The sequence below is a fragment of the Flectobacillus sp. BAB-3569 genome (assembly GCF_002270355.1).
Lineage (GTDB): Bacteria > Bacteroidota > Bacteroidia > Cytophagales > Spirosomataceae > Flectobacillus > Flectobacillus roseus.
Genome location: NZ_NJFZ01000006.1, coordinates 480,442 through 505,406, shown reverse-complemented (window position 1 = coordinate 505,406; position 24,965 = coordinate 480,442). Strand labels below are relative to the sequence as shown.

At 38.1% G+C, this 24,965-nt stretch carries 22 protein-coding genes; 9 read left to right on the top strand and 13 right to left on the bottom strand.

What is annotated here, in order from left to right:
* Positions 1 to 923 (bottom strand): hypothetical protein (locus tag BWI92_RS07930; protein ID WP_176464369.1); only part of this gene is annotated, 923 nt, incomplete at its 3' end.
* Between the two features lie 329 nt (positions 924 to 1,252).
* Here BWI92_RS07930 and BWI92_RS07925 point away from each other — a divergent pair.
* Both BWI92_RS07925 and mgrA read left to right on the top strand, forming a co-directional pair.
* Positions 1,253 to 2,254: a Gfo/Idh/MocA family protein gene (locus BWI92_RS07925; protein WP_229362792.1), complete on the top strand. Its 1,002-nt coding sequence runs from the start codon at positions 1,253 to 1,255 to the stop codon at positions 2,252 to 2,254.
* A gap of 37 nt (positions 2,255 to 2,291) precedes the next feature.
* Entirely contained in the window at positions 2,292 to 3,281 is a 990-nt protein-coding gene (gene mgrA / locus BWI92_RS07920) for an L-glyceraldehyde 3-phosphate reductase (RefSeq protein ID WP_095161641.1), read from the top strand.
* A gap of 79 nt (positions 3,282 to 3,360) precedes the next feature.
* Here the strand turns inward: mgrA and BWI92_RS07915 are convergent, their stop codons facing one another.
* The 3 genes from BWI92_RS07915 to BWI92_RS07900 form a co-directional block, all read right to left on the bottom strand.
* On the bottom strand, positions 3,361 to 3,759 hold the full coding sequence (locus BWI92_RS07915; protein ID WP_095161639.1) for an NUDIX domain-containing protein: 399 nt from the start codon (positions 3,757 to 3,759) through the stop codon (positions 3,361 to 3,363).
* A gap of 318 nt (positions 3,760 to 4,077) precedes the next feature.
* Positions 4,078 to 5,448 (bottom strand): nicotinate phosphoribosyltransferase, encoded by a 1,371-nt coding sequence (locus BWI92_RS07905; protein ID WP_095161636.1) that lies wholly within the window; start codon positions 5,446 to 5,448, stop codon positions 4,078 to 4,080.
* 280 nt (positions 5,449 to 5,728) lie between these two features.
* Positions 5,729 to 6,610, bottom strand: a complete 882-nt coding sequence (locus BWI92_RS07900) for an NUDIX hydrolase (protein ID WP_095161634.1) — start codon at positions 6,608 to 6,610, stop codon at positions 5,729 to 5,731.
* Between the two features lie 295 nt (positions 6,611 to 6,905).
* Between BWI92_RS07900 and BWI92_RS07895 the strand changes: the two genes are divergently transcribed.
* Positions 6,906 to 8,309 carry a sulfatase gene (locus BWI92_RS07895; RefSeq protein WP_095161682.1) on the top strand — a complete coding sequence of 468 codons (1,404 nt, stop codon included), beginning with the start codon at positions 6,906 to 6,908 and terminating at the stop codon, positions 8,307 to 8,309.
* Positions 8,310 to 8,491: 182 nt separating this feature from the next.
* On the opposite strand, the gene BWI92_RS07890 is transcribed toward BWI92_RS07895, so the two are convergent.
* From BWI92_RS07890 to BWI92_RS07885, 3 genes are all read right to left on the bottom strand, one after another.
* Entirely contained in the window at positions 8,492 to 8,821 is a 330-nt protein-coding gene (locus BWI92_RS07890; protein WP_229362811.1) for a GNAT family N-acetyltransferase, read from the bottom strand.
* Complete coding sequence (locus BWI92_RS28110; protein ID WP_229362790.1) at positions 8,767 to 8,958, bottom strand: hypothetical protein; 192 nt, start codon at positions 8,956 to 8,958, stop codon at positions 8,767 to 8,769. The genes BWI92_RS07890 and BWI92_RS28110 overlap by 55 nt, the downstream gene beginning before the upstream one ends.
* Positions 8,959 to 9,189: 231 nt before the next feature.
* Entirely contained in the window at positions 9,190 to 9,975 is a 786-nt protein-coding gene (locus BWI92_RS07885) for a PhzF family phenazine biosynthesis protein (protein WP_095161633.1), read from the bottom strand.
* A gap of 379 nt (positions 9,976 to 10,354) precedes the next feature.
* Here BWI92_RS07885 and BWI92_RS07880 point away from each other — a divergent pair, with 379 nt between their 5' ends.
* Together BWI92_RS07880 and BWI92_RS07875 are read left to right on the top strand one after the other, a co-directional pair.
* Complete coding sequence (locus BWI92_RS07880) at positions 10,355 to 10,747, top strand: hypothetical protein (protein WP_095161631.1); 393 nt, start codon at positions 10,355 to 10,357, stop codon at positions 10,745 to 10,747.
* 159 nt (positions 10,748 to 10,906) lie between these two features.
* Entirely contained in the window at positions 10,907 to 11,329 is a 423-nt protein-coding gene (locus tag BWI92_RS07875) for a hypothetical protein (RefSeq protein ID WP_095161629.1), read from the top strand.
* Positions 11,330 to 11,396: 67 nt separating this feature from the next.
* On the opposite strand, the gene BWI92_RS07870 is transcribed toward BWI92_RS07875, so the two are convergent.
* The 3 genes from BWI92_RS07870 to BWI92_RS07860 all read right to left on the bottom strand — a co-directional run bounded on the left by BWI92_RS07870 (position 11,397) and on the right by BWI92_RS07860 (position 14,376).
* Entirely contained in the window at positions 11,397 to 11,888 is a 492-nt protein-coding gene (locus BWI92_RS07870; protein WP_095161627.1) for a MarR family winged helix-turn-helix transcriptional regulator, read from the bottom strand.
* A gap of 123 nt (positions 11,889 to 12,011) precedes the next feature.
* Positions 12,012 to 13,490: an ATP-binding cassette domain-containing protein gene (locus BWI92_RS07865; protein ID WP_095161625.1), complete on the bottom strand. Its 1,479-nt coding sequence runs from the start codon at positions 13,488 to 13,490 to the stop codon at positions 12,012 to 12,014.
* Between the two features lie 40 nt (positions 13,491 to 13,530).
* Entirely contained in the window at positions 13,531 to 14,376 is an 846-nt protein-coding gene (locus tag BWI92_RS07860; protein ID WP_095161623.1) for an AraC family transcriptional regulator, read from the bottom strand.
* A gap of 244 nt (positions 14,377 to 14,620) precedes the next feature.
* Between BWI92_RS07860 and BWI92_RS07855 the strand changes: the two genes are divergently transcribed.
* The 4 genes from BWI92_RS07855 to BWI92_RS07840 all read left to right on the top strand — a co-directional run bounded on the left by BWI92_RS07855 (position 14,621) and on the right by BWI92_RS07840 (position 18,141).
* Positions 14,621 to 15,601 carry a phytanoyl-CoA dioxygenase family protein gene (locus BWI92_RS07855; protein ID WP_095161621.1) on the top strand — a complete coding sequence of 327 codons (981 nt, stop codon included), beginning with the start codon at positions 14,621 to 14,623 and terminating at the stop codon, positions 15,599 to 15,601.
* An 89-nt stretch (positions 15,602 to 15,690) separates the two neighbouring features.
* The gene (locus BWI92_RS07850; RefSeq protein WP_095161619.1) at positions 15,691 to 16,506 is read left to right on the top strand and encodes an aldo/keto reductase; all 816 of its coding nucleotides are present in this window, start codon (positions 15,691 to 15,693) and stop codon (positions 16,504 to 16,506) included.
* Positions 16,507 to 16,835: 329 nt separating this feature from the next.
* Complete coding sequence (locus tag BWI92_RS07845) at positions 16,836 to 17,777, top strand: metallophosphoesterase (RefSeq protein ID WP_095161617.1); 942 nt, start codon at positions 16,836 to 16,838, stop codon at positions 17,775 to 17,777.
* 97 nt (positions 17,778 to 17,874) lie between these two features.
* Positions 17,875 to 18,141, top strand: coding sequence for a hypothetical protein (locus BWI92_RS07840; RefSeq protein WP_095161615.1), 267 nt, complete (start codon positions 17,875 to 17,877; stop codon positions 18,139 to 18,141).
* Between the two features lie 187 nt (positions 18,142 to 18,328).
* On the opposite strand, the gene pheT is transcribed toward BWI92_RS07840, so the two are convergent.
* The 3 genes from pheT to BWI92_RS07825 all read right to left on the bottom strand — a co-directional run bounded on the left by pheT (position 18,329) and on the right by BWI92_RS07825 (position 24,869).
* A complete protein-coding gene (gene pheT, locus BWI92_RS07835; protein ID WP_095161613.1) occupies positions 18,329 to 20,752 on the bottom strand; it encodes a phenylalanine--tRNA ligase subunit beta in 2,424 nt (807 codons plus the stop codon).
* A 231-nt stretch (positions 20,753 to 20,983) separates the two neighbouring features.
* Positions 20,984 to 22,900, bottom strand: a complete 1,917-nt coding sequence (locus tag BWI92_RS07830) for a DUF3857 domain-containing protein (RefSeq protein WP_095161611.1) — start codon at positions 22,898 to 22,900, stop codon at positions 20,984 to 20,986.
* A 4-nt stretch (positions 22,901 to 22,904) separates the two neighbouring features.
* Complete coding sequence (locus tag BWI92_RS07825; RefSeq protein WP_095161609.1) at positions 22,905 to 24,869, bottom strand: transglutaminase domain-containing protein; 1,965 nt, start codon at positions 24,867 to 24,869, stop codon at positions 22,905 to 22,907.
* Positions 24,870 to 24,965 lie beyond the last annotated feature (96 nt).

Sequence of the window (24,965 nt, the reverse complement as noted above, 5' to 3'; positions counted from 1 at the left end):
AAACTAGGGTGTTGTACTTGAGTCCAAGCAATAGAAATGCTCTTGAGAATCTTTCTCTGAGAATCGAGCACAATCTTTTTACTTCTAGCTTTAAAAGAGCGAGCTAGAAGATGGGTTTGCTTTTTACCTTTAGTTGAGTGTATAAGTAAATGATTCTTCTTCCATCGGACTAGGAAATCTTGTTCGAAGTTCGTAAACCACTCGATGGTCCACTCATTAGCGTAACCACGGTCAAGCACATGTAGGATGCCTTTTCCTACTTGTGCTTGTAGTTTTTCTAGCATCCGAAACATAATGTTTCGACCATATTCCTTGTATTTACCTCTGGTAGTCCACCAACTCATCTGACATACACTTACAGACTCACCCAAAGCTGAGAGCAACGTACTTGTCCAATGATAACCAGGAACACAAATACGTTTATTAGGAGGAGAATAGTATCCTTTTTTTATCCGTGTTAGTCGTTTTGCTTTTGAGCTTTCTACACTACAAAGCCCTTCCAAAAACCAAGATTCAGCCTTTTCTAGCCGACTATCATCCCAAAGCATTAGCGGACGTTTTCCCTGTTTTACTAACGATTCTAGCCTTTTTCGAGTTTGACTAAAGAGAAAATTATCAATGATAGTAGATGTCCATTTTTTGGAACGTAACAGATTACTAATGCGTTTTGTCCCAGCGGGAGCATGTGAAAAACCGCAAATATAGCCACCTAACTCACTAAGCAATAAGCCCATAGAGTTGTGTCGATGCAATAAAATGGCAACTATTAAATCGTAAAAAGTACGAACTAAACGCTTATCCAGAACAGAATCTAACGATAACTGGACGTCAGCAAGATAAAGATCAAGTTTATGAAGAAGTAAATGAGAGAGTCTTGACTTACTCGATTTTATGTCATTATTTTGTAGAAATGCTTTATGCATAGAAACCTCCTGTTTGTTTGTGTTTGTCGTAATTCACAAAGTAAACAAGGAGGTTTCTTTTTTAAAAGTCTTCACGAAAAATTCGGGATGACTCATGTTTTTGATGATGCATTCAAGAACATAATCACTTTAGAGGTAAAGTATTGCCTCTCTACCTGTAAAATTCTTATTCCAAATAATCACTCATTTGCTCAATCACTAAATAGGACGGACATCGTAGCTTGTCTGTTCACTTGTTTGTCCCTATCTTTAGGTACTTATTTTGAGTGATTCACCATCATTATCACTCTTCAAAATTCTATCCTCAATTTAACAAATTACCTACTCCCGTGGAAAATACAATCTCAACCTCTCCTACTCGCTGGGGAATTATTGGCTGTGGAAAAATCGCTGAAAAATTTGCTGATGACCTCATGAGTGTTCCAAACGCTTTACTCAATGCGGTAGCCTCCCGTAGCCTCGAAAAAGCACAGGAATTTGCCAAGCCATACAACTGCCCCAACACGTTTGGAAGCTATGAAGAGCTTGCCAACAGCGGTCTTGTCGATGTGATTTATATAGCAACACCTCATGCGCAACATTGTGAAAATACACTCATGTGCCTCGAAGCTGGTGTACCTGTATTATGCGAAAAAGCATTTGCTATCAATAGCCAAATGGTGAAAAGTATGATCGCTAAATCTCAAGAGAAACAAGTATTCTTGATGGAGGCTATCTGGACTCGTTTTCACCCAGCCATTAATCAAATCAAAGAGATTATCGAAAATGGCACCATTGGAGAAATCAAACATATCGTAGCAGACTTTGGCTTTTTGGCAAATTATGACCCAGAAGGTCGTCTTTTCAACCCTGAATTGACTGGTGGTTCGTTGATGGATATTGGTATTTACCCTTTATTTATTAGTAAACTACTTTTGGGAATTCCTTCTCAAGTAAAAGCCGTGGGCGTAATGGCACCTACAGGCGTAGATATGAATATGTCTATTGCTCTAGCTTTTCCTAGTGGTGCAACGGCCTCTTTATTTTCAACACTAGCCGCTAAAACAGATACGACTTGTACGATTTATGGTACAAAAGGCAAAATCTTTATTCATGGTCGTTTCCATGAAACTTTTGGTTTTACCCTAACTATCGAAGGCGAAGAACCTCAAGAAATAGCAACCGAACGTAATGGCTGGGGCTATAGCTATGAAGCTATCGATGTACAGCGTTGTTTGGCAGAAGGGCGTATCGAAAACGATAAACTTCCTTTACAGTTTAGTCTAGAATTGATGGAACTTATGGACGAAATTCGTGCTCAAGTGGGCTTAAAATATCCTCAAGAGGCATAAAATAGATTGATTTACAGCTAAACTCTATTTTTCATAAATGACTTACCTTGCTAATCCTACACGCTACAACGACATGACGTATCGTCGTTGTGGACGCAGTGGACTACAACTTCCAGCGCTTTCGTTGGGCTTATGGCATAATTTTGGAGGCGTAGATACCTTCGAAAACTACCGTGCTATCCTTCATACGGCTTTTGCCCAAGGCGTTACACATTTTGACCTTGCCAATAATTACGGGCCTCCTCCAGGTTCGGCGGAGGAAAATTTTGGAACAATTCTCAAAAAAGACTTTTTGCCCTATCGTGATGAGTTGATTATTTCTACCAAAGCAGGATATACGATGTGGCCTGGTCCTTATGGCGATTGGGGCTCGAAAAAGTACCTTGTTGCTAGCCTAGACCAAAGTCTTAAGCGTATGGGATTGGAATACGTAGATATTTTTTATCACCATCGCCCTGACCCAAATACGCCTCTAGAAGAAACTATGGCAGCTTTGGATTTGATTGTTCGTCAAGGAAAAGCTTTGTATGTAGGTATCTCAAATTATAAAGCTGAAGAAACAGCTCAAGCAAGCGCTATTCTCAAGCAGTTGGGTACTCCTTGTGTTATTCATCAGCCCAAATACTCGATGTTTGAACGTTGGGTAGAAGGCGGATTATTAGATACTCTGGAAAAAGAAGGTATTGGTTGTATTCCTTTCTCGCCATTGGCGCAGGGTTTATTGACTAACAAATATCTTCAAGGTGTACCAGAAGATTCCAGAGCAGCCAAGCCTCATGGTTTCTTGAAAACGGCAATGATTACTCCTGAAAAACTAGAGCAAATACAGCAATTAAATACTCTCGCTCAAGAGCGCAGACAAAGTTTAGCGCAAATGGCTCTTTCATGGATTCTGAAAGACCGCAGAGTAACATCGGTTTTAGTAGGTGCAAGTCGTCCGGCTCAATTATTAGATTCGCTGGAATGTCTAAAAAACACCAACTTTTCAGCAGAAGAATTAGCAAAAATTGAAACGATTTTGAAATAGATTTTCACTAATGCAAAACACCCTTCCTAATTCGCTCAAAGGCATCAGGAAGGGTGTTTTTATATTTTTGAAAAAGCGTTTAATCTAACAAACCCTTTTCTCTTAAATAGTCGAAAATCAACTTATCGACTTCTGCAATTTTATCTTGGTCTGCATATCTAAGCCATTGGATTTCTTCTATTTCTGAACTCGCTTTCAACTCGCCTGTATATTTTCCTGCATAACAGGTCATTCTTACAATAACTCCATCAGGATGTCCATGCGCTTGTGCTTCAAAAGTACCTATATATTTTAGGGTTTCAGCTTGAAGTTTTACGCTCAATTCTTCTTCTATTTCTCGAAGTAAAGCCTGCTCATCTGTCTCTCCTAATTCTCTTTTTCCGCCTGGAATATAGAACTTATCCTTCCCATAACTTTTTGTGGAAAGGATAGATTGATTCTGTAACTCTATCCAAGCAAGTTTATCTATAACCTTCATATTCAAGATATATTACTAAGTTAGTAAGTATTGCTGCAAAATTAGATTTGATTTATGTGTTTTAGGGAACAGGCAACAGGCACTAGGCAAAGAGTGTTAAAATGTTATATAGTAATGATATATATGTTTTACCGAATGCCCAAAGCTGTAAGCTCAAAAATTAAATTTTATTTTGCTTTAAGCTTTCAGGTAACGGCTTTGGGCGGTGGGCATTGGAAAAAAGCATGGCTGTGGTTATTAAAACAATTTAACACTCTTTGCCTTGTGCCTGTTGCCTTGTGCCTATACACATAAATAAATATCATTTTGTGCCATTACTTATAAACTATTTCCCTTCACTTCGTCAAAAGTATAATCTTTCAAGATTTCCCCATTTTCAAAAACTGTTATCAGTAAATCCTCTCCTTCTTCGTCGAGGTTAACCGTATGATATTCGTTGTCTTTAAAAATGAGTTTCAAACGCCCTTTCTTACTCTTTTTACCGTGGTCGGTAATTGGGTCTTTAAATACCAATCGGTCTTGTCCATCGACCGTGGCGCAACTGCATTTGAAGGCAAATTTTTGGGTATCTCTATGTACTTTTTGCAAAAGTGCTCCTCCCATCCCAAAAGTAATATTATCAGCACTCCAACGATTTACAGCAAGATTTTCAAGAATTTCGCCAATACTTTCATAGTTGACACCATCACCTTGGATTACTCTGATTTGTGGCACTAATACTTTATAGCCTTTTTCGTTGACGGTATAACCTATTTTTTCACCAAGAATCTCTGTCACCTTCAACACTACATCCTTAGGAACACCACTATCTGGACGAACTACTAAAGTACCATTTCTCGCTAAAATCTTTTCTTTCAAAGCTTCGCCCCAAAGTTTTTCGCAGGCGTGATACACATCGTAGCTATCGCTCACAACCGCCACTAACCCTTCTGGATATTGGTCAAGCATATTACGATAGGCGTCTAGTTCTCCCTCTTGTTTCCAACTCGTAATCGTGCTATGTTCGGCAGCAGGAATACTAAAACCAAACATACTGTCGGGTTGATAGTACTCTTGGATAAACGTCAAGGCGGTTACGGTATCTGTACCCATAAAGTTTACCAAATGCGCTGCCCCTCCTATTCCTGCACTTTCGACACTAGAGACTCCTCTAAAACCAAAATCATGAAGTTTAAAATCAATAAGACTTGGATCGCCTGTTTTTTCTAAATAAGATAAAATCAATGAACGAACCGCCTTGCTGGTAGTAGCAACTGTACAAGGATACCATAGTTGTACCAATAGAGTTTCTAGAAAATTGCTCAACCAATAGCATTTTGGATCGGTATTTTCGACGGTCATTAGTACGTGATGTGTCGGAATAACCGCCCCTTCGGCAACGGCCTTGATTCTTATGGGAAGTCTACCTTGATATTTTTCGAGAATATATTCCCAACCTTCACGATTGAATAGCGTTTCTGAGCCAAAATGCGCTGCATAAAGCTTGGCAGCTTGATCTATCTTTGCTTGCGTAACGACCTCTCCTGCCAAATATTCTTTAAGCAAATACTGCAATCCAAAAAAGGTAACTTGTTCGAATTTTCCTCCGCGACTCTCGAAATAACTGTAGATATGACTGGTTCCAGAAGGATATTGTTTGTAATGACTCAGCTTGTAGCTGTCGGTGAGTAGGAGGATATTATTTTGCATATCAACTCGGTTTGGGCTTCGAAAAGCTGTATTTATAGTAGTAAACTAAAGGCTTTCAAGCCATTTCCCGATTTCTTAGGTCCTGAGAATTTAGCTTACGTTAAGTTTTTATTAAAAAACAAAGATAGAATTCTTGATGTAGTAAAGAACTTATCAAGAAAAATATTTCTTATAGGCTTTGGGCAATCAGCTTTGGGCATTCGGTAAAATCTGTTGGCAACTAAAATAATTCAACCAAGTGCTAAAGAATCCGAAATCAAAAATCCGATATCCCCAATCCTTAGAATCCCTTTTTTTCCCACAATTTAAAAATCACACGGTGCTCTTCTACAAAGTCTTGCTCTGTCAGTGAAGCAATATCAAACCATCTCAACTCCTCTATATCATCTTGTGCCGTGGGAGTCCCTCCTTCGTATTCGGCTACAAAAAAACTGGTAATGATTTTATCTACTTCTTCTCTGTATCGCCAATCATCTATTTTAGCAGTACCAATGTATCGAGCTTGCGACAATTTCAAACCTGTTTCCTCCTCGGCTTCTCGGATGGCTGCATCTTCGAAACAATCATCTTCGGGGTCGATAAACCCTCCGATAAATCTAAAAAGTGCTTGCTGGGGTTTTCTGCCAAGTAAAACTTTATCACCAGAAACAATGGCAACATCAACGGTTGGAAACACTTTCGGATATTGCGCTCGAACGGTTTGGAATACACCTGCGCGATAGGCTACTTGCGAACGGTCGGCGTCGCCAATGATGTGTGGTGCATATTCGGGCAACTCAACCCATTCGAATGGATAAGGGAGCTCGTACTGGGTGAGATTGTTGCTTTCCTTGAAGACAAATAGCTGACAATTAACACTTTCCCCAACAGCCTGAGCAATAGCACTTTCTAAGGCTTGTGAGGTTGCTTGTGCTGATATTTGTTTTTTGAAAGTAGTAATTTTAGTCTTGGGAAATTCTTTTTCCAGCATCAACTTTCTGGTTTCTACATCTAAAGGATGATTTTTGCTAGAAGGAATAGGCGCTGATGCAATTACGAGAACCACTTCGGGATATTGATTTTGTAATTGGTTGATAAAGGCTTTTTCAAAAGCTCCTATTTCGATTTGTTGAAAAGTGCCAACCACTACGGCGTATAAAACTGATGAGGTATTTTGAGTCATACTCTTGGTCTATTTTTCATTGAGTACTTTAAAAATACAACCATTTCTTGAAAAGAAGGGTTTCTTCATTTATTCATTTGTCAAATGTTCAAATTCTATTTTCCATAAACCTACAGAATCTGGTAATGATTTTCTCAAAATCTTGGTAATTTGTCGTAAATACGCTTCGACGATTATTGAGGCTTTTATGATAAACTCTGTTACACAATTACCTATGGTTGTTCATATTAACCCAAACGGCAACCTTTCCTACTATGATAAGAAAAAACTCTTAAACCTATGTCTGCTAGGTTTTATGACCTTCGGGTTTGTTTCTCCCAAACCTCAAACACCTAATATCGTTTTGATATTTATGGATGACCTCGGTTATGGTGATATCGGTGCCAATGGCGCTACCAATTACCAAACACCGAATATCGACAAGATGGCGACAGAAGGTATTAGGTTTACCAATTTTTTGGCAGCTCAAGCCGTTTGTAGTGCTTCACGGGCCGCATTGTTAACAGGTTGTTATCCCAATCGAATTGGTTTTTCGGGAGCATTAGCGCCTACCTCTACCATCGGAATCAATGCTAATGAGACGACTTTAGCTGAGGTGTTGAAAGAAAAAGGCTATAAAACTGCTATTTATGGGAAGTGGCATCTGGGTCATCAAAAACAATTCTTACCATTGCAGCATGGCTTTGATGAATATTTTGGACTACCTTATTCCAACGATATGTGGCCAGTTGATTATGATGGGAGTCCTGCACCCGAAGGTCATTTCAAGAAAAAGGCTTACCCAACGTTACCACTGATTCAAAATAATGAAAAAATTGAGGATATAACGACTCTTGAGCAACAAGGGATGCTAACGTCGAGATATACAGAGAAGGCCGTTGATTTTATTAAACGAAATAAGAATAATCCTTTCTTCTTGTATCTGCCACATTCTATGCCTCATGTGCCTATTAATGCTTCACCAAGATTTAAAGGAAAAAGCCAACAAGGGCTATACGGTGATGTAATCATGGAAATAGACTGGTCGATCGGAGAAGTACTGAAAGCCTTGAAAGCAAATGGCTTGGATAAGAATACGCTTGTTATTGTTACCAGCGATAATGGTCCTTGGCTCAACTACGGGAATCACGCTGGTTCGTCGGGAGGATACCGTGAAGGAAAAGGCACTAGCTATGAAGGTGGTCAACGTGTGCCTTGCGTAATGCGCTGGAAGGGAACTATGCCTGAGGGATTAGTTTGTAATAAATTGAGTTCGACGATTGACCTTTTACCAACGATTGCAAAATTCTGTCAAGCCAAGCTACCTAGCAATAAAATCGATGGATTAGATATTTCAGAACTACTCAAAGGCAACCTATCGGCAGAACCAAGAAAGTCTTTTTATTACTACTATCGCAAAAACTCTTTGGAAGCTGTACGAAAAGGGCATTGGAAATTGGTTCTAGCGCACAATGGGCGTACTTATGAAGGTTTCCAGCCAGGAAATGATGGTTATCCAGGGCAAGTGAATGAGAACTCGCCCGTTCCAATGGCTTTATACGATTTACGTCGTGACCCAGGCGAACGATATGATGTTCAGAAAACATATCCTAAAATCGTAGAGGAGCTACTTCAATTAGCCGAAGAAGCGCGGGAAGATTTGGGCGACGATATTACACAAAAGACAGGTAAAAATAACCGAGAAGCAGGAAAAGAGTAAAATAAGTGCAGAGTTGTGAGTGGGGAGTGATGAGTTGTCCTTTGTCCTTGCCTAAAATAGGTTACCTTTTAAATTTAGTGTATAGCTAAAAAAGCGCCGTAGGTGCGAAAGAACACCAATTATATTGAAGTCTTTCGTACTTACGGCGCTTTTTCTCAAACAGAAATACCTGTCTAAGATTTCTAAAACACTATTTCCATTTTAATATCTGCACGAGAATATTCGGTTTCGCCAATCGGAACTTCGACGAAGCCTAATTTGCGATACATCGTTAAAGCTGGTGTAAGTTGAGTTGAGGAAACTAACCATAGAACTTTTGCCCCTAAATCTTTTGCTGCCTGAATCGTATGCGCACACAAAACCTTTCCTACTCCGATACCTTGATATTGTGGGTTTACCGCCATTTTAGCCATTTCATAATCGGTATCGCTATTTTTGACTAATGCTACTGTTCCAACTACTTGATTTTGATGGAGGGCAAAAAAATCTGTCCTCCACTTTCCAAAATATATTTTTCAGGATTTTCCAGTTGCTCCACATCGTGTGGTTCTACCTTGAAATACTTTTGAATCCACTCTAAATTCAAAGTCTTAAAATCCTCTTTATACTGAGGTTGGAATGATTCGATTTGTATTGATTCCTTTGTCATAAATCTATCATGCTATAGCTTTGAGCCGTAGGCTTTTATAAAAAAGTTGTCAGTTATTGGTATATCAGTTATTGGATTGCACTCATCATCAGATTGGTACGTTCAAATTAACTTAGTGGGCAAATTCAAACATTAAACTTTCGGCTTTCAGCTATGAGCTTTCGGTAAAATATTCCCCATGAATTCAAAGAAACCTTTTTTGCTGAATGCCTATAGCCGATAGCTTAAAGCCTACACAAAGATTTGCCCTTTAAGATACAGAACTGCCTTTCCTGCAATTTTGACTCTATCGCCTTCTAATTTACACCATAATTCACCTTTACGAGGAGATATTTGCCAAGCTGTTAGTTCTGTTTTGCCGAGTTGTTCAGCCCAGTAAGGTGTCAAAGTAGTATGTGCTGAACCCGTCACTGGGTCTTCATCAATCCCTGATTGTGGTCCGAAGAAGCGTGACACAAAATCTACCTTACTTCCTTTGGCAGTTGCAATAATTCCTCTGGCTTCAATAGTTGCCATTTGACGGAAATCAGGACGAAGTTCTAACACCAATGTTTCATTTTCGAGCACGACCATATAATCCGATTTTCCACGGAAAGTATGCAGAATATTTACCTCCAAACATTCATTCAAAGCTGATAGTGGTTCCACTTCCTTGATTTCATCCGCTGGAAAATTCAGCTCCAATAAATCTCCTTGTTTTTGTACGGTCAAAATTCCACTTCTTGAAAAAAACTCGATAACTTCATGCCCATAACCTAGCTCCGTAAATAATACATGTGCCGTTGCCAAGGTAGCATGACCACATAAATCAACCTCTACCGTTGGCGTAAACCAACGAATATGAAAACGGGTATCTGTTTCTTGAACAAAAAAGGCTGTTTCGGCTAAGTTATTTTCTAAAGCAATTTTTTGCATTAAGTCGTCTGTCAACCACGATTCGAGTGGACAAACTGCCGCGGGGTTTCCTCCAAATACATTAGAAGAAAAAGCGTCTACTTGATAAATAGGAATTTGCATTGTATTAAAGTTGAATTTTATGTAGTTGGGTGCTTTAAGAATGAGGATATTTTCCCAATTCCTTGATCCTGAAGCACATGGTTTTTCTTTTCTGTATATTTAAAATGAACAAGTCAAATACTTTCTTATAAAATGAGTAGAAAATAGCGATAGTAAAACTTATTTTTCGGTTCCCTAATCATTTGTTAAGTCGTTAATTTTGCTCTATTACAACAATAATTCTCTTTTAAAAATGATTAAAATCAGTATGCTTTACTTGGGCTTACTATGCTTTTTTAATAGCAAAAATTCCAACGCCACTTCTCTTCTATATTCATTTTCTAGGGTAGAAGTAAAACCTATAGTATCTAAAAACACGCACTTGTGTTACAATACTTTCATGCTAGAAGAACATGAAAAATCAAGCTACTTATTTCAAAATACCATTTGTGATTTCATCAGCATTTCAGCCGAAATGCTACTTGATTCAAATAATACGAATGTCAAAAAAGCACAAATTGATTCTACACTTCATTCAAAGAACCTCACAGATAGCATTCAGCTACAAGCTCAAACCATTGATTCTACGGAAACATCTTCTCATAACTATCGTCCCATTATTATCACCTATCCCAGAGGATATGATAAAAATAGGAGTCCCCGTTACAAACTAAGTGGTCGTGTAAAATATATAAAGCAATACCATCATAGACAATACAGCGGGGATGAATGGGTCACAATAGCAAAGCTTGCATTATTAGCAATTGCAGGAATAATATATCTTTTTAAATAGAGAATATTGTCGCATAAACTAGAAAAGCCCTTCATTCAACGTTCCAATCCAATATAATTTTCATTTACCATGACTAAACTAATAATTATCTATTGTGGGATTCTTTTCTCATGCTCTAATCCAAGTGCCAGTGCAATCTCACTGACAAACTCTTCATATATGACAGCATCTTTATTAGCCGAAAAAGCCAGCCTAGATGATGGTAAACTAGTTGGAGCGAAAAAGTCTACTTTTATATCTGAAAAAACCTTGGGTCTTTCCTCAGATTTTCCCACAGAAAGTTTCTCTGATTCAAATGCTAACCACGTCCCAAAGGTACTTTCTGACACCACGAACAACAGTCCAAAACTTACTGATACAACGCAGGTACAAAACGTCACTAATGAATCTCCGATACAACAATCGGCTCCTATTATCATTTATCCAGCAGGATATGACAGAAATAAAAAACTCTTTTATGGAATGACTCAAGAGGAAAAAGATCTCCGAAAATTAAAAAGTGAACGAACTTTTAGAACCATCTATTCTATTTTTTTGGTTTTTGTAACAATACTTGGGCTTATTGCTATTTCAGCTAGGTAAAGTTTCCTATACAATAATTTAACTTTCCATTTCAACATCAAATATTACCAAATAATAGAGAGGCGCCTTATTTCGATTTTTCATCAATATAGTTTTGATAGTACTCTTTGTAAAAACCGTCTTTTAGGAAATATTGCTCAAAAGATTCTAAAGAACGCATCAAATCATGTGCTTCTTTATCTATGAGTTGTTGATTAACTGTTTTGATATTGTCCCAAATTTCTTGCAACTGCGGTAAAAATGCCCATCCTTTTTCTGTTAGTTTCAAGATACGTTTACGAGCATCTTCAGGCGATTTTTCGGACATCACCCAGCCTTTTTTTTCTAATTCTTTCACAAATTGAATAACAGCTGGGTGTGAAATATTCAAATGTTCTGAAGCTTCCATCACACCGATGGATTCCTTTTGAGACAACAAGTAAAAAAGAGGAAACCATTTGGGTTCAAAATCGATCCCATGTACACGGTACACATTGATGGCCTGTTTAAATACCAATTCAGCAAGACGTTTCATCCTACTCGCAATCGCCAAAGGACCTAATTCTTTTATAATATCCATTTTATGTAATCAGTTACGTAACTAGTTACTAAATTAATTATTTATTTTAACTAAAAAAATAAAAGATAAGAATTTTATGATAGTCGGCTCAAAGTTGACTGCTCCTCACCGACTGTCAAAATACTATCTATCTAAAATTTCGGCATTACCCTCTGTCATTTTCAACACTTTTGAAACACAGGCAGGTATCTCACCTTCATAGTGCGTTACATACAGCAAAGTTTTATTCAATTTGACACAAATTTCATCTACCAAATCCCTGAAATAACGGATATGCTGTTGGTCTAGACCTTGACAAGGCTCGTCTAAAACTAATAATGGAGGATTCTTAATCAAAGCTCTTGCCAACAAAACCATACGTTGTTCGCCCGTAGAAATTTCTGAAAAACGCTTTTGAGACAAGTGTTCAATGCCCAACAAGCGAAGATATTTTTCGGCTAATTCTTGTTGTCCAGGTTTTAATGCTTGATACAAACCATTGGTATTGTACAACCCAGAGGCAACAGCTTTAAATACTTCTGTACGCTTGGTAAAAAATAAATGTAATTCAGGCGATACAAACCCTATCTTGCCTTTAATATCCCAAATCGACTCTCCCGAACCTCTTTTACGATCAAAAAGATCAAAATCGTTGGCATAACTTTGTGGATTATCGGCATTAATAAGACTTAGTAGCGTAGATTTACCAGAACCATTTGGTCCTAATACAGCCCATTTTTCACCACGTTTTACTTCCCAATTGAGCGTATTCAATACCTTTTTGTTTCCATAACTTACATTGACATTACGCATACTGACAGCGTATTCAAAGTTATCTTGGCTTGTGCTCGATGCCAAAAGTTCTTCCAAGAGAGCATGATCTAAATTGACCTCCTGTGTAGTTTCGGTTTCTGTACTTTTCTTAAGTTCAAAAACATTCGTAATGCAGGTTGGAATTTCATCGGGCGTAGTTACCAAAATGATATGTGTGCCATGTTGCGAAATAGCATTGATTGCCTCATGCAATATGGCTCTGGAAGCGACATCTAAGCCCACAAATGGTGTATCCAACAACATCACTTTAGGACGTTTTAGGAAAGAACGAGTCAGTAAGGTACGACGAGTTTCTCCGTTCGAAAGAGTCATTAATTTACGTTCGAGCAAATGCTCGATACGTAATACTCTGGCGGCATTCAAGAGTTCTTCTTCTGTATATGGCGAAGGGGGTAATTGAACCGATTTTTCATCAATTGTGCCAATAGGTTTCATTTGGTCTGTCAAAAACTCTCGAACCGTCGGTGAGTTTTCTGCATCATATACATTAAAACGCTGCTGGTAATATTGTGCTGCTGAATTGAGGATACGATTTCCTGAATAATCTCTGGATACCAACTCGATTTTGTCTTTCAGTAATTGTCCTTCTTCCATAAAATGGAATTTTACTTTTCCTCCCACAAATGGAATTTTTCCAGCCAAGGCTTCCAATAAGGTCGTTTTACCCGAACCATTTTCGCCTACAATAGCCCAATGCTGTTGGTCTTCTATTTGCCAATTGAGGTTACGGACAACAATTTTTTCAAATTTTCTGAGTGCCGTATTTTCTAAACTTATAAAAGGAGTCATTCTATTTTATTGGTTAACCACAGATTAATCTACACAAGTCTCAAAAATAATGCTTTTTAAATGCCAAAGGATTGACTCCAGTCAGCTTTTTGAAAGTTCTGTTAAAATAGGACATACTTTCAAAACCACAGTCGAAGCAGGTTTCGGTAACATTTTTGTCTAAAAGCAATAAATTTTTGGCTTGATTGACCCGATAATGATTCAAAAATTCGATAAAAGTCAGGCGTGTCATTCTTTTAAAATAGCGACAAAAAGCCGCCTCTGACAGATTGGTCATTTCGGCTACTTCGCTCAATTCTATTTTACGCTGATAATTTTCATCAATAAACTGATAAAGGCGTTTGATACGCTCTTGGTCTTTTTTGTTGTATTGATTTTCGACAGGTTTTTCGTGTAATAGTACATATTCAGTTGTACTGGCTAATAACTGAAAAATGCTCAATACCTCCAAAAATTGCTCAAAGGGTGGAATTGTACGAATATTTTTCATTCTTTCGGCCAATGTTAATTTCACATTTTCGCCGAAAGCAATACCATATTGCGAACGCTCAAACAGCTCAGCGATTCCTTTGAGTTCGGGCGTTTGGGTAAGTCCATTTCCCAAAAATGACGGACTCAACTGCAAAACTACTTTTTCATAGTCCTCTGTTTTGACCATATAATCAAAATTGAGATGTGGAATATTAGAGCCTATCAACACCAAATCATTGTAACTATAGCGCGAGATATGCTCGCCCACATGCCGAGTCCCATCAGTACCTTCGATATAAACCAGCTCAATTTCGGGGTGAAAATGCCAATAAAAAATCTGACTCAATCTTGGATTTTGCATAATCCGAAATGAGCTATTAGAGTCTGGCGCAAATTCTTCTAGAATGAGTTTCATAGTTCACTACTAATGGGTTTTAAGACAAAATCTTCAAAATACCGTTTAAGCACACTCAACTAGCTTGTGAGCTTACTACGAATTTGTCAAATTTTGAACTTTATTTATCCATTTACAAATCATTATTTATCAAAAAATCAAAATTGTTCAAAAAATGGCAATTATTAGCCAAGATTTTGAGTAGAATAACAGGATAAATTTGTATAACAATTTCAACAACAGATATTACTAAACTAACAAGACCATGCAAATGACTCCGACAATGACCCCTACAATGATGGCCAATCAAAATCATAAAGATATTCCGGGAAACCCTTCGACTGCGACAAGTAGCAAAATCGGTTTGAATGACCGTAGCAATGGTAAACCCTTACGTGTATTGAGCGAAGAAGATTGGCAATTTTGGATTCATAATGGGTATGTAGTCATCAAAAATGCCGTCTCACGTGAGCAAGCCGCAAAGACAGCAGCGTTTCTTTGGGAGTTTGAGGAAAAAGATCCTACGAATCCTGACACTTGGTATTCGGCACCGAGAGCCGAAATGCAAATGAAGGAACTAGTGGGTAGTGGTATGGTCGAGGTTTATAATCATCAGTTGTTGTGGGAAAACCGTCAGGCACAACGTGTATATGATGCTTTTGTGGACGTTTGGGGTACCGAAAAATTGTGGGTAACCATTGACAGAGCAAATTTGAATTTTCCGATGCGACCTAATCATATTTTCAAGGGTTTTATCCACTGGGACTATGACCCCGAAACTCGCCCTCAAAATGTACAGGGAGTCTTGGCATTAGCAGACCAAACAGACGAAAATATGGGAGGTTTTCAGTGTATTCCTGAATTATATCGTACTTATGATACTTGGAAATTGACTCAACCAGAAGATAGAGATAGGTTTAAGCCAGACACCACGGGTCTGGAAGAGCATTTTGTAAAGGTAAAATTAGAAGCTGGAGATTTGCTTATTTTTAACAGTACTCAACCACATGGCATTCGTCCAAATAAGAGTGAAGATAAGGTGCGTATTGCTCAATATATTTCGATGATGCCAGCCGAGGAAGACAATGAGGCTTTGAAAAATTGGAGAATCAACTCATGGAAAAACCGTATCGCCCCTGAAGGATATGCATTTCCAGGCGACCCAAGAAATTTTGAAAGAGACCGATACGAAACAGCAGTATTATCAGATTTAGGCAAAAAATTACTTGGACTTGATAGCTACTGAGTGATTGAATGAGTGGTGATTGAGTGATTTTTGTCGACGAAATATTTAATAAAATCACTCAATCTCCAATACACAAATAATCTAAAACCATGCAGTTATATACAACTTTAAATACAGGACAAACCATGCCTTTGTTGGGGCTTGGCGTGTATGATATGTACAACCAAGAAGCTGAGCAAGCCGTGGAATGGGCGATTGAGACAGGCTATCGATTAATTGATACGGCTTCGATGTATGAAAATGAGATAGAAATCGGTAATGCCATACGTCGAAGTAATATCCAGAGAAGCGAATTGTTTGTGACAACCAAGGTCCATAACAACGACCAAGGTTATGATAATACCTTAAAGGCTTTTGAGCAAAGTCTCAAAAAACTTTCGATTGATTATATCGATTTGTATTTGGTGCATTGGCCTATCAAAGCAACTCGAAAAGAAACATGGTTGGCTCTTGAGCATCTATATCAAGAGGGGTTGGTGCGCTCGGTTGGGGTGGCAAATTACCTTTCTCCATTTTTAGAGGAACTTTCTGGATATGCCAATATTATACCTGCTGTTAACCAAGTGGAATTTAGTCCCTATTTATTTCTGGAAGATTTATTAACCGAATGTCAAGTAAAAGGTATTCAGTTGCAAGCCTATACGCCTTTGATTCGTGGGCAAAAGATGAATGACCCAAGACTTGTGACTTTGGCTGAAAAATACGGAAAAAGTCCCGCCCAAATCATTTTACGCTGGGCGCTCCAGCATGGAGTTTCTACTATTCCGAAATCATCCAATCTTAAACGTTTGAAGGAGAATTTTGATATTTTCAATTTTGCTATTTCTTCTGCAGATATGCTATTGATTGATGGTTTTGATGAACAATTGAGAGTTGTCGATGATCCTATGGAGATGTTTTATTGATTTTTAGGGGCAAAGGAGCAGGGGGATGGTATAGGCGAAAAGGCAAAGAGGCACAAAGGCACAAAGTGTGAAAAAAGTCTCTCTACCACTAGACGCAAACATTGCGTTTCTACCAAATCCCTTTGTGCATCTGTGCCTGTTCCCTCACACAGACGCAAACATTGCGTCTCTACTGAAAACCCCTTTGTGCCTCTGTACCTTTGTGCCTGTTCCCTCCCTCCCCTTCCGTTGAATAGTTTTTATTGTTTTTCAGGCATATACGTTTCTTTTTTATCGAAAATGAATCGAATTTTGTATAAATCTAAAATTCGCCAATAAGAAAATTCAACATGAGAAAATTCTCCTTATTACTCTTTATTCTTGCTATTGGAATTTACTGGAGCTGTAAACAAGAAGTAACCATGGATTTACCTAAAGAAACCTCTTTTTATATTGTGGGCGACTGGGGAAGAATGGGACAATATGCTCAGACTTCGATAGCTAAACAAATGGATAAATCGGCTAAGCTGACACCCATTGACTTTATTTTCTCGACGGGTGATAACTTTTATGAAAATGGTGTAGCCGACATCAACGATGCACACTGGAAACAGTCTTATGAACAAGTATATAGCGGTTCTAATATTTTGAAAAACTGGTATATAACCCTTGGCAATCATGATTACATGGGTAATCCTACGGCACAGCTTGATTATGCTAAAATCAATAAGCGATGGATTTTGCCTAATAGATATTACACTTTTGTGCGTGAAATGGCCAATAACAACAATGTCAGATTTGTGGTTATTGATACCACTCCAATGATTACAGACCATCGCAATAATGCCTTTATGCATTCAGATATTTTGTCACAGGATACTCAAAAACAGTTAAAATGGTTAGATAGTACTTTGAGTATGAGTAAGGAAAAAATTAAAATTGTAGTAGGACATCATCCTATGTATTCGGCAGGAACAGGCAGAGGCGATCAAGCAGAAATTATTAGTACTATCAAACCTCTTTTGAACAAATACAAAGTACAATTATATATTTCGAGTCATAGCCACAATAGCCAATATCTAAAGGCTCCAGACCTAGATACTGAACTCTTGGTGAGTGGCGGAGCTGCGTATGCCAATGATATTGTACGAAAAGAACATCCTTATTTACTTTTTGGTACGAATACCCCAGCTTTTACATCGGTCAAAATCAAGGATAATTTGATTACCACAAGCTTTGTGGATAGTACTGGAAAAGTGCTATATTCGAAAGATAAACTAATTGTACCATAAGTTGGAACATAAAATGTCGTATATTAGCACATTGGAATCTAGAACTAGCACACGGTACAACTTTTTAGGTGTAACACAAAACTATTGATTAACAGCAATGCCTACAATTTCTCATTCTGAATATCTAAATGCACTCAGGATTATTAAAGAGTACGAGGAGCAGAAACTAAACGCAGGAAATTTTTTAGAAACGCTTAGTGCCAGTAAAAACCTTAAGCGCTTCCTCCAAGACCACAATGTAGTGAGTTTTGATCAGTTAGTTGAACTTTTTCAGAGCGGTACTATGAACTCATGGTCAGGATTTGGTAAAAAGCTTTTGTTGGAGATTGAAGACCTTATCCAAAAGAGTACTGCCTTACAATAGTTCAAGTTCAGCAGTAATAGTTATTAGTATATCTGTTATCAGAAACACTATTAAATGATTTTATGTGCTGATAAAATGAACTACAAAAAAAGCTGAGAAGATATGTCTTCTCAGCTTTTTTTGTAGTGGTAGGATTTAGGCTGAAAGCCGAAACCCCATTGCCATAAGCCAAAAGCCTACAGCTAATTTACTTTCTAATTACTGCTCCGATTTCTTTCTCGAATCCAGCCATTAAACGCTCCATTGTTTTGTCAATTACTTTATCTGTCAACGTTTGCTCGTTGTCTTGCAGGATAAAGCTTACTGAGTAAGACTTTTTGCCTTCACCCAAGTTTTCGCCTTGATATACATCAAATACGTTGATTTGGCGCAACAAGTTTTTCTCGTATTGTTTTGCCAATTTCTGGATTTGGTCAAAAGTAACTTCTTTGTCCAATACCAATGAAAGGTCACGACGAACTTCAGGGAATTTAGACAATTCGGTAAATACTACGTTTTCTTTGTATTGTTTGAACAAGTAATCCCAATCCAAATCAGCATAGAATACCGATTGTTTTACGTCGGCAGCCTTCGCCAATTTTGCTTTTACTAAGCCCAGACTAACACATTCTTTCTTGTTGATTACGTACGTCAAACCATATTCAAAAGTAGCAGAACCTTCGATTGGTCTTGTTTGGAAATCTTTGAAACCTAAGCTTTTCAACAACTTAGTAACTACATTCGCCAAAGTGTGGAATGAAATCTTTTCAGATTTTGCCTGCCAAGTTTCTGCCGAAATATTACCTGTTAAGTAAATCGCCAAGTGGCGTTTTTCAACATATTTCTCGTTGACTTTGTGATAAGTTTTTCCGAAATCAAACAATTTCAAATCCTTCTGGCGACGATTGATATTGTGAGCCAATACTTCCAAGCCAGAGAAAACCATTGATTGACGCATTACCGCCAAATCTTCTGATAACTTGTTTAGAATTTCAACATTTTCACCTTGTAAATCACTCTGAATCAAAGCAGCGTAAGAAGGCTTTGTCAATGAGTTAGTGATAATTTCAGAAAAACCACTTCCAGCCAAACTTGTTGCAATTTTCCATTGCAATTTATCACGATCTTTCGCTGGGAAATCAGAAAGATAGTCAGTTCCTAAGTTTTCTGAAAGTTCAATATTGTTGAAACCATACACACGTAAGATTTCTTCAATAATATCAGCCTCACGCGTAACATCTACACGATATGGAGGAACAATCGCAGTAAAACCAGCTTCGGTTTCTTCTGTAATTTGAATATCCAACGATACCAAAATAGACTTGATAAGCTCTTTTCCTAATTGCTTACCAATCAATCTATCAATATTTCTGTATGTTACAGGTACTACAAAATCTTGAATTGGATTTGGATAGAAATCCGAAACTTCGGAAGCAATGACACCGCCTGCTAATTCTTGAATCAACAAGGCAGCGTATTTCAAAGCATATAATTTAGCATTTGGATCTGTACCACGTTCAAAACGGAAAGAAGCATCCGTTTTCAAACCATGACGTTGTGCTGTTTTACGAACAGAAGCAGGATCAAAATACGCTACCTCCAAATATACACGAGTTGTTTCGTCTTTGATACCCGAAGTTGCTCCTCCGAATACGCCTGCGATACCCATTGGCTCTTCAGCGTTACAAACCATCAAATCTGTTTCGCCTAAAGTACGTTCAACTTCATCAAGTGTGGTAAACTTAGTACCTGCTGGTAGAGTTTTCACCACTACTTTTTGACCTTTGATAGCACTCCAATCATAAGCGTGCATTGGTTGACCCAAGCCATGACAAATGAAATTGGTAATATCAACGATATTATTGATAGGACGCAAACCAATGGTAATCAAGGCATTTTGTAACCATTCTGGTGAAGGTTTTACGGTAACGCCATCGATAGTTACCCCACAGAAACGTGGACAAGCCTGCGCATCTTCTACGATAAGTTCGATCGGAAAATTGTTATTATCTACTTTAAAAGCCTCAATAGATGGCAAAGTGATTTCACGACCCGTAGCAGCTTTAATATCACGAGCTACTCCCCAGTGAGATGCAGCATCGGCACGGTTTGGTGTCAAACCGATTTCAATCATATAATCTGCTTCAAGGTTGAAGTATTTGGTGGCAGGCGTACCATTTGGCAAATCTGTATCCAATACCAAAATACCATCATGCGAAGAACCAATACCGATTTCGTCTTCAGCACAAATCATCCCTTCAGATAAATGTCCGTAAGTTTTCTTGCTCGAAATAGCAAACACTGGCTTACCTTCTTTGTCGTAAAGAGTTGTTCCAACGGTTGCTACAATCACTTTTTGACCAGCATCAACATTGGCGGCACCACAAACAATTTGAGAGGGAGTTTCTTGACCAATATCTACTGTAGTAAGGCTCAACTGTTTTTCTTTCACCATAAATCGTTCGCAAGTAAGTACTTCGCCAACAACAAAGCCTTGTAACCCACCTGGGATAGAATCGTGACGCTCGATACCCTCTACCTCCAAACCAGTACCTGTCAACATTTGGTCTAGCTCTTCGGGAGATTCATTAATTTCGATGAACTGTTTAAGCCAATTAAGTGAAATTTTCATTGTGTATAAAATTAGATAATACCTTGCTAGTGCAATCTTGTTTACTCAAGTATTAGGAAAGTGTTTTGATACCTGAGCAATGATATTATGAGTTGTTGTTTTTCCGTATTTGTATTTGAGAGCGCAAAGTTACAAGTTTTACGCTTTTTGTACTTGCTTGACCAAAACAAAAACTCCGTAAGTTCTTGAAAAACTTACGGAGTTGGTCATTAAGGGATTATTAAAGGGTTTTTACAACTTCAAAACCATTTGTGCTCGGTCTGCTTTTGAGATTTTTTTATAGAAATCAATCAATTCTGCAAAGTCATTGGCCTTATATTTTCCATTATTGCGTGTAAACTTGCGAGTCAATAATAATTTGTTGCCCTGTAATTGGTACTTTACTTGGAAGGTTCCAAATTTTGATGTGAAGCTTACATCGGTTGGCAATGCCTCCACTGCTTGGTAAGTAGGGAGCTGAATTTCAATCTCGTCGTTATAAGATATATTATTAAATAACTCGACATCCATGGTACGAGGCTCGGAGCCTGATGATGGTACACCATCTTCTTTGAAGAAAATATCAGGAGTCACAAATAGCCTCGACCCACTTGGAGAGGTTAGTTTTTTTAAATCGGCATCAAAAGCAACTTGAACACTCGGGATTTTATCTCTATTTTCTTGCAAAGCAATTTTGCTTAATTGAGCATTGCCCAAATAGAAGTTTTTTAGTAAAGAGATGGTGGTTTTTTCTTGATTATTTTCATGAATCAGCCCTATCATATCATCATAAAAAATCCCTTTGAAATGGGCGTCAATCTTTGCCTTTGCCGAACCATCAGCTCCCAATTCCATTTTAACTTTTCGACTCACTTGGTTGTCTTTGGCAGATAACGCCGGAGTTTTGACCAATACGCCTCCACTCGGTGTTGCCAAAAGCGTATGTCGATTAGCCGTAAAATTGGATAAGTATCCAAAAGGATTTGTTTGCGAGGTACACTCTAGCCAAATGGTATCCTTGGGCATTGGCACACACAAAATCACATGGTTAAACTGTTGCGCTGGGAAGTCTGTCAGAATATCCGCTGTGGCCTCCCCTGCTTTAATTGACGCATAATGCGACTCGACACCAATAGTTTTCAACATAGCTTTTGTAAAAAAACTTAGTGCCTTACAGTCTCCATATCCTTTTTCGGCCACTAAAGAAGCCTCAAATGGTTGCAAGCCCCCAATACCCAACTGGATACTAATATATCGGGTATGTTGTTGAAGGTATTCATATACCTTTTTGACTTTTGCTTCTTGTGTAGTTTCTCCTTTGACAAGTGTCTGGATTTCATTCACTACTCTAGGAGGTAGGGTTTCTCTTCCTTTGTTGAGCAAATTATCAAACTCTCCAACTTTTTGCCAAGTAGAAAAATCACCCTTATAACCATCCATTTCAAAAGTAGCAGGAGCCGTCCAAACACCCGGGCCACGCTCAGACCAAGCTGGAGCGTAAGGCTCATGAGCCTTAATCGGGAGATTGCTTACCTTCCATTTATACACCGTATTAGCGCCATTCTGAGATTTTTCGACCGATGCCACGCCATTGATTTCCTTATATCGTAATTGCATATTGGCAGGCATCTCTATTTGTAAGCTACTGGCTTGTACTGACACATCGTCGGTATCATCTCCAGGAAACCATGATTCATAGAAGGCCATTCTCTTATCGGACACTTCGTAGGAATACTCTACCGTAAATGGAAAATTCGCATAGTTGAATTGTACCGATTTATAGCGATAATCGTCAAATAGATTAGTTTCGGATACATTGCCAATATCGTTTATTTCCTCTTTTTTGAGCTTACGAAGCTTATTGCCAGCAGCATCGTAAAGTACGCCTTCGAGGTCGGTAACTTTCGAAAGTTTATTATAGTCAATATAAAGATGCCCGTATTTAAGTCCCTCTTCGTCGAGAATGGTGATAACTGTATGTTTTTTTCGAGTTAAAAAACCTTCATTTTTCACCAACAAAACATTCTCATCTGTACGAATTACAGCATGAGCTTTTTCCTTTAATTTTTCTGGAATACCTTGTACATTCCAAACCACTGTTTGAGCAGTAATAGGATAAACAAAGCATAGTAGTAAGAAAACTTTTAGTAATCGTGTAGTTAGCATCATAGTATTATTTTTTTTGAAGAACGATCATTTCATTGTGTTTGGCCACAATATGGTCATAAACAGTACGGATGGCTTGATATTCGTCTACACCATAAATCGATTTTTTGAGCTGTATTTGGCTGGTTACGATTATGACTTTACCGCCTTGATATTGAGCAACCGAAAAGTTAAATCTACCACCATCTTCTGGAAGTGTCACTCGAATCGCTTTGGGAAGTTCGACCACCGCATAATTATCTGGAATGGTATATTTGCAAGTAATAGTCTCTTCGGTAGGATAGGTAAAATCAATAGGAAAAGCTCTTTCGGCACTAACAAAAGGATGCTCGGTAGTACCATCATAAGGAATTGTTTTAAGATAGATTTTACCATTTACAACACTATATCCCTCTGGATTTTTCCCTGTCACAGCTATTACAGGCTGAACATCCGTATCTGTACTTGAAAAGCCCTCAAATTCTACCAAAGCTTTGTCGATAGTAGAAAGTTTTTTACGAAATTTTTCTGCAAACTTCTCCTTGCCTAAAGTATTGTATTCGGTGCGGTAGTCGATGGCTTGGTACCCTACCCCAGCATAAGTAATTTGGCTCTCAAGTTCTGATTCTTTTTCTCCGAATGTAAATTCCATATTAATCATTTCTCCACTTTTCTCAGGTGTACGAATAGGAAGCCATTGAGATTTATTACTAATTAATAAACGACCTTCGCCCACCATACAAAAACTTGGTAATAATCCCCAGCGAAGGTTTTTATCAGTTACATCTAACAAGACGTCCTTCCCTTTGATATTGACATGCGCTAAAGTATAATTGAATCTGCTAATCATAGGATAATCTTTCCATATTCGACCATGCTCACGGGTACTAATTACTACAGGATTGGCCTCTATTCCGACCTGACGCAGTAGCGAAATAAGTAATAAATTCAGCTCAGTACCCGAGCCTGTTTTACGGTTGAATATCTCCTTTAAGGTGTTTTGAGTAAATAGGTATTTATTGCCATCCCAAGTAAAATTGCTTTGTACATATTTGTAAACCTCCTTTGCCAATTCAAGCGTATCTGTTTTTTGGGTTTTGAGACTTTGAGCCGTGGCATCAAAAGCTGAGATTTTACCAATTCTTCCCCCCAAATCCTCGTCAATTAATAATTGCTTGTCAAAAGCAGGCCAATCTATGGAAAGGTTTTTAGGTTTACTCATGCCATCCACAATGTATTCAGCCAGCTCAAAGTGGATTTTTCGAGTATAATCATCCAAGTTGGCAACATACTTTTCACGATTGAGGGCGGGAACATTCAACATCAACCATTGGCAAGTGCGATACTCGTCGGCGGTTGCACATTTATCAAATGAAAGTTTGCCTTCACAAGCCTGCATCAAAATACGATAGGCCAAATTGGTTGGAGAACTAAAGGTATATTCACTTCGCTCACAAGGGATATTATACTGAAAATACCAATCCTTAGGTTTGAAAGGATACGGCGACCGAACCACATAAGAATATTCAATGATGGAGCCTTCTTTTACTTTGGGTAAAGTAAAACTTACCTTATCATAAGATTTGTCATATTTTCCTTTAAATACGTCCTTGGGGTCGAGTTCTTCAATGGTTATTCCATCATTGATAAAATTGTAAGTTCGTCCTTTGACATTTTCGACGGTCTCTATATTCTGTTGAGTATCATCTTTGTAGAGGAAAAGTGTTTTTGTAGCCCGCTCAAAAGCGCTTTTTTTCAATACTTTAATTCTAGTAAAGTATTGATAGGCAATCTCATAGCCACCTTCCGAGTTTTTATACACCCATCCATTCCCATAATTCATCATGATATAAGCCTCGGCAGAAGAATCCTTGACATACTCTTTTTTCTTCAAATCCTCTACTTTTACATCGGGGAATTTAGGTAGTTCTTGTTGGGCATTGGCTATAAAAGCCATTGAAAGCATTAGTAGTAAAAAGGTTATTTTTTTCATTGTTTTAAGGTTTATTTGGGAAAGAATATGCTCGGATAGAATCGATTTTGAATTGAGCAATTCAGAAAAGATATTTTGAGAAAAGCAGAAAACCGA

What these genes read in the sequence shown, in the direction of transcription:
- mgrA (WP_095161641.1), top strand. Translation starts at nt 2,292, where the DNA reads ATGACTTACCTTGCTAATCCTACACGCTACAACGACATGACGTATCGT.
- BWI92_RS07915 (WP_095161639.1), bottom strand. Translation starts at nt 3,759, where the DNA reads ATGAAGGTTATAGATAAACTTGCTTGGATAGAGTTACAGAATCAATCT.
- BWI92_RS07905 (WP_095161636.1), bottom strand. Translation starts at nt 5,448, where the DNA reads ATGCAAAATAATATCCTCCTACTCACCGACAGCTACAAGCTGAGTCAT.
- BWI92_RS07900 (WP_095161634.1), bottom strand. Translation starts at nt 6,610, where the DNA reads ATGACTCAAAATACCTCATCAGTTTTATACGCCGTAGTGGTTGGCACT.
- BWI92_RS07895 (WP_095161682.1), top strand. Translation starts at nt 6,906, where the DNA reads ATGACCTTCGGGTTTGTTTCTCCCAAACCTCAAACACCTAATATCGTT.
- BWI92_RS28110 (WP_229362790.1), bottom strand. Translation starts at nt 8,958, where the DNA reads ATGACAAAGGAATCAATACAAATCGAATCATTCCAACCTCAGTATAAA.
- BWI92_RS07885 (WP_095161633.1), bottom strand. Translation starts at nt 9,975, where the DNA reads ATGCAAATTCCTATTTATCAAGTAGACGCTTTTTCTTCTAATGTATTT.
- BWI92_RS07880 (WP_095161631.1), top strand. Translation starts at nt 10,355, where the DNA reads ATGCTAGAAGAACATGAAAAATCAAGCTACTTATTTCAAAATACCATT.
- BWI92_RS07875 (WP_095161629.1), top strand. Translation starts at nt 10,907, where the DNA reads ATGACAGCATCTTTATTAGCCGAAAAAGCCAGCCTAGATGATGGTAAA.
- BWI92_RS07870 (WP_095161627.1), bottom strand. Translation starts at nt 11,888, where the DNA reads ATGGATATTATAAAAGAATTAGGTCCTTTGGCGATTGCGAGTAGGATG.
- BWI92_RS07865 (WP_095161625.1), bottom strand. Translation starts at nt 13,490, where the DNA reads ATGACTCCTTTTATAAGTTTAGAAAATACGGCACTCAGAAAATTTGAA.
- BWI92_RS07860 (WP_095161623.1), bottom strand. Translation starts at nt 14,376, where the DNA reads ATGAAACTCATTCTAGAAGAATTTGCGCCAGACTCTAATAGCTCATTT.
- BWI92_RS07855 (WP_095161621.1), top strand. Translation starts at nt 14,621, where the DNA reads ATGCAAATGACTCCGACAATGACCCCTACAATGATGGCCAATCAAAAT.
- BWI92_RS07850 (WP_095161619.1), top strand. Translation starts at nt 15,691, where the DNA reads ATGCAGTTATATACAACTTTAAATACAGGACAAACCATGCCTTTGTTG.
- BWI92_RS07845 (WP_095161617.1), top strand. Translation starts at nt 16,836, where the DNA reads ATGAGAAAATTCTCCTTATTACTCTTTATTCTTGCTATTGGAATTTAC.
- BWI92_RS07840 (WP_095161615.1), top strand. Translation starts at nt 17,875, where the DNA reads ATGCCTACAATTTCTCATTCTGAATATCTAAATGCACTCAGGATTATT.
- pheT (WP_095161613.1), bottom strand. Translation starts at nt 20,752, where the DNA reads ATGAAAATTTCACTTAATTGGCTTAAACAGTTCATCGAAATTAATGAA.
- BWI92_RS07830 (WP_095161611.1), bottom strand. Translation starts at nt 22,900, where the DNA reads ATGATGCTAACTACACGATTACTAAAAGTTTTCTTACTACTATGCTTT.
- BWI92_RS07825 (WP_095161609.1), bottom strand. Translation starts at nt 24,869, where the DNA reads ATGAAAAAAATAACCTTTTTACTACTAATGCTTTCAATGGCTTTTATA.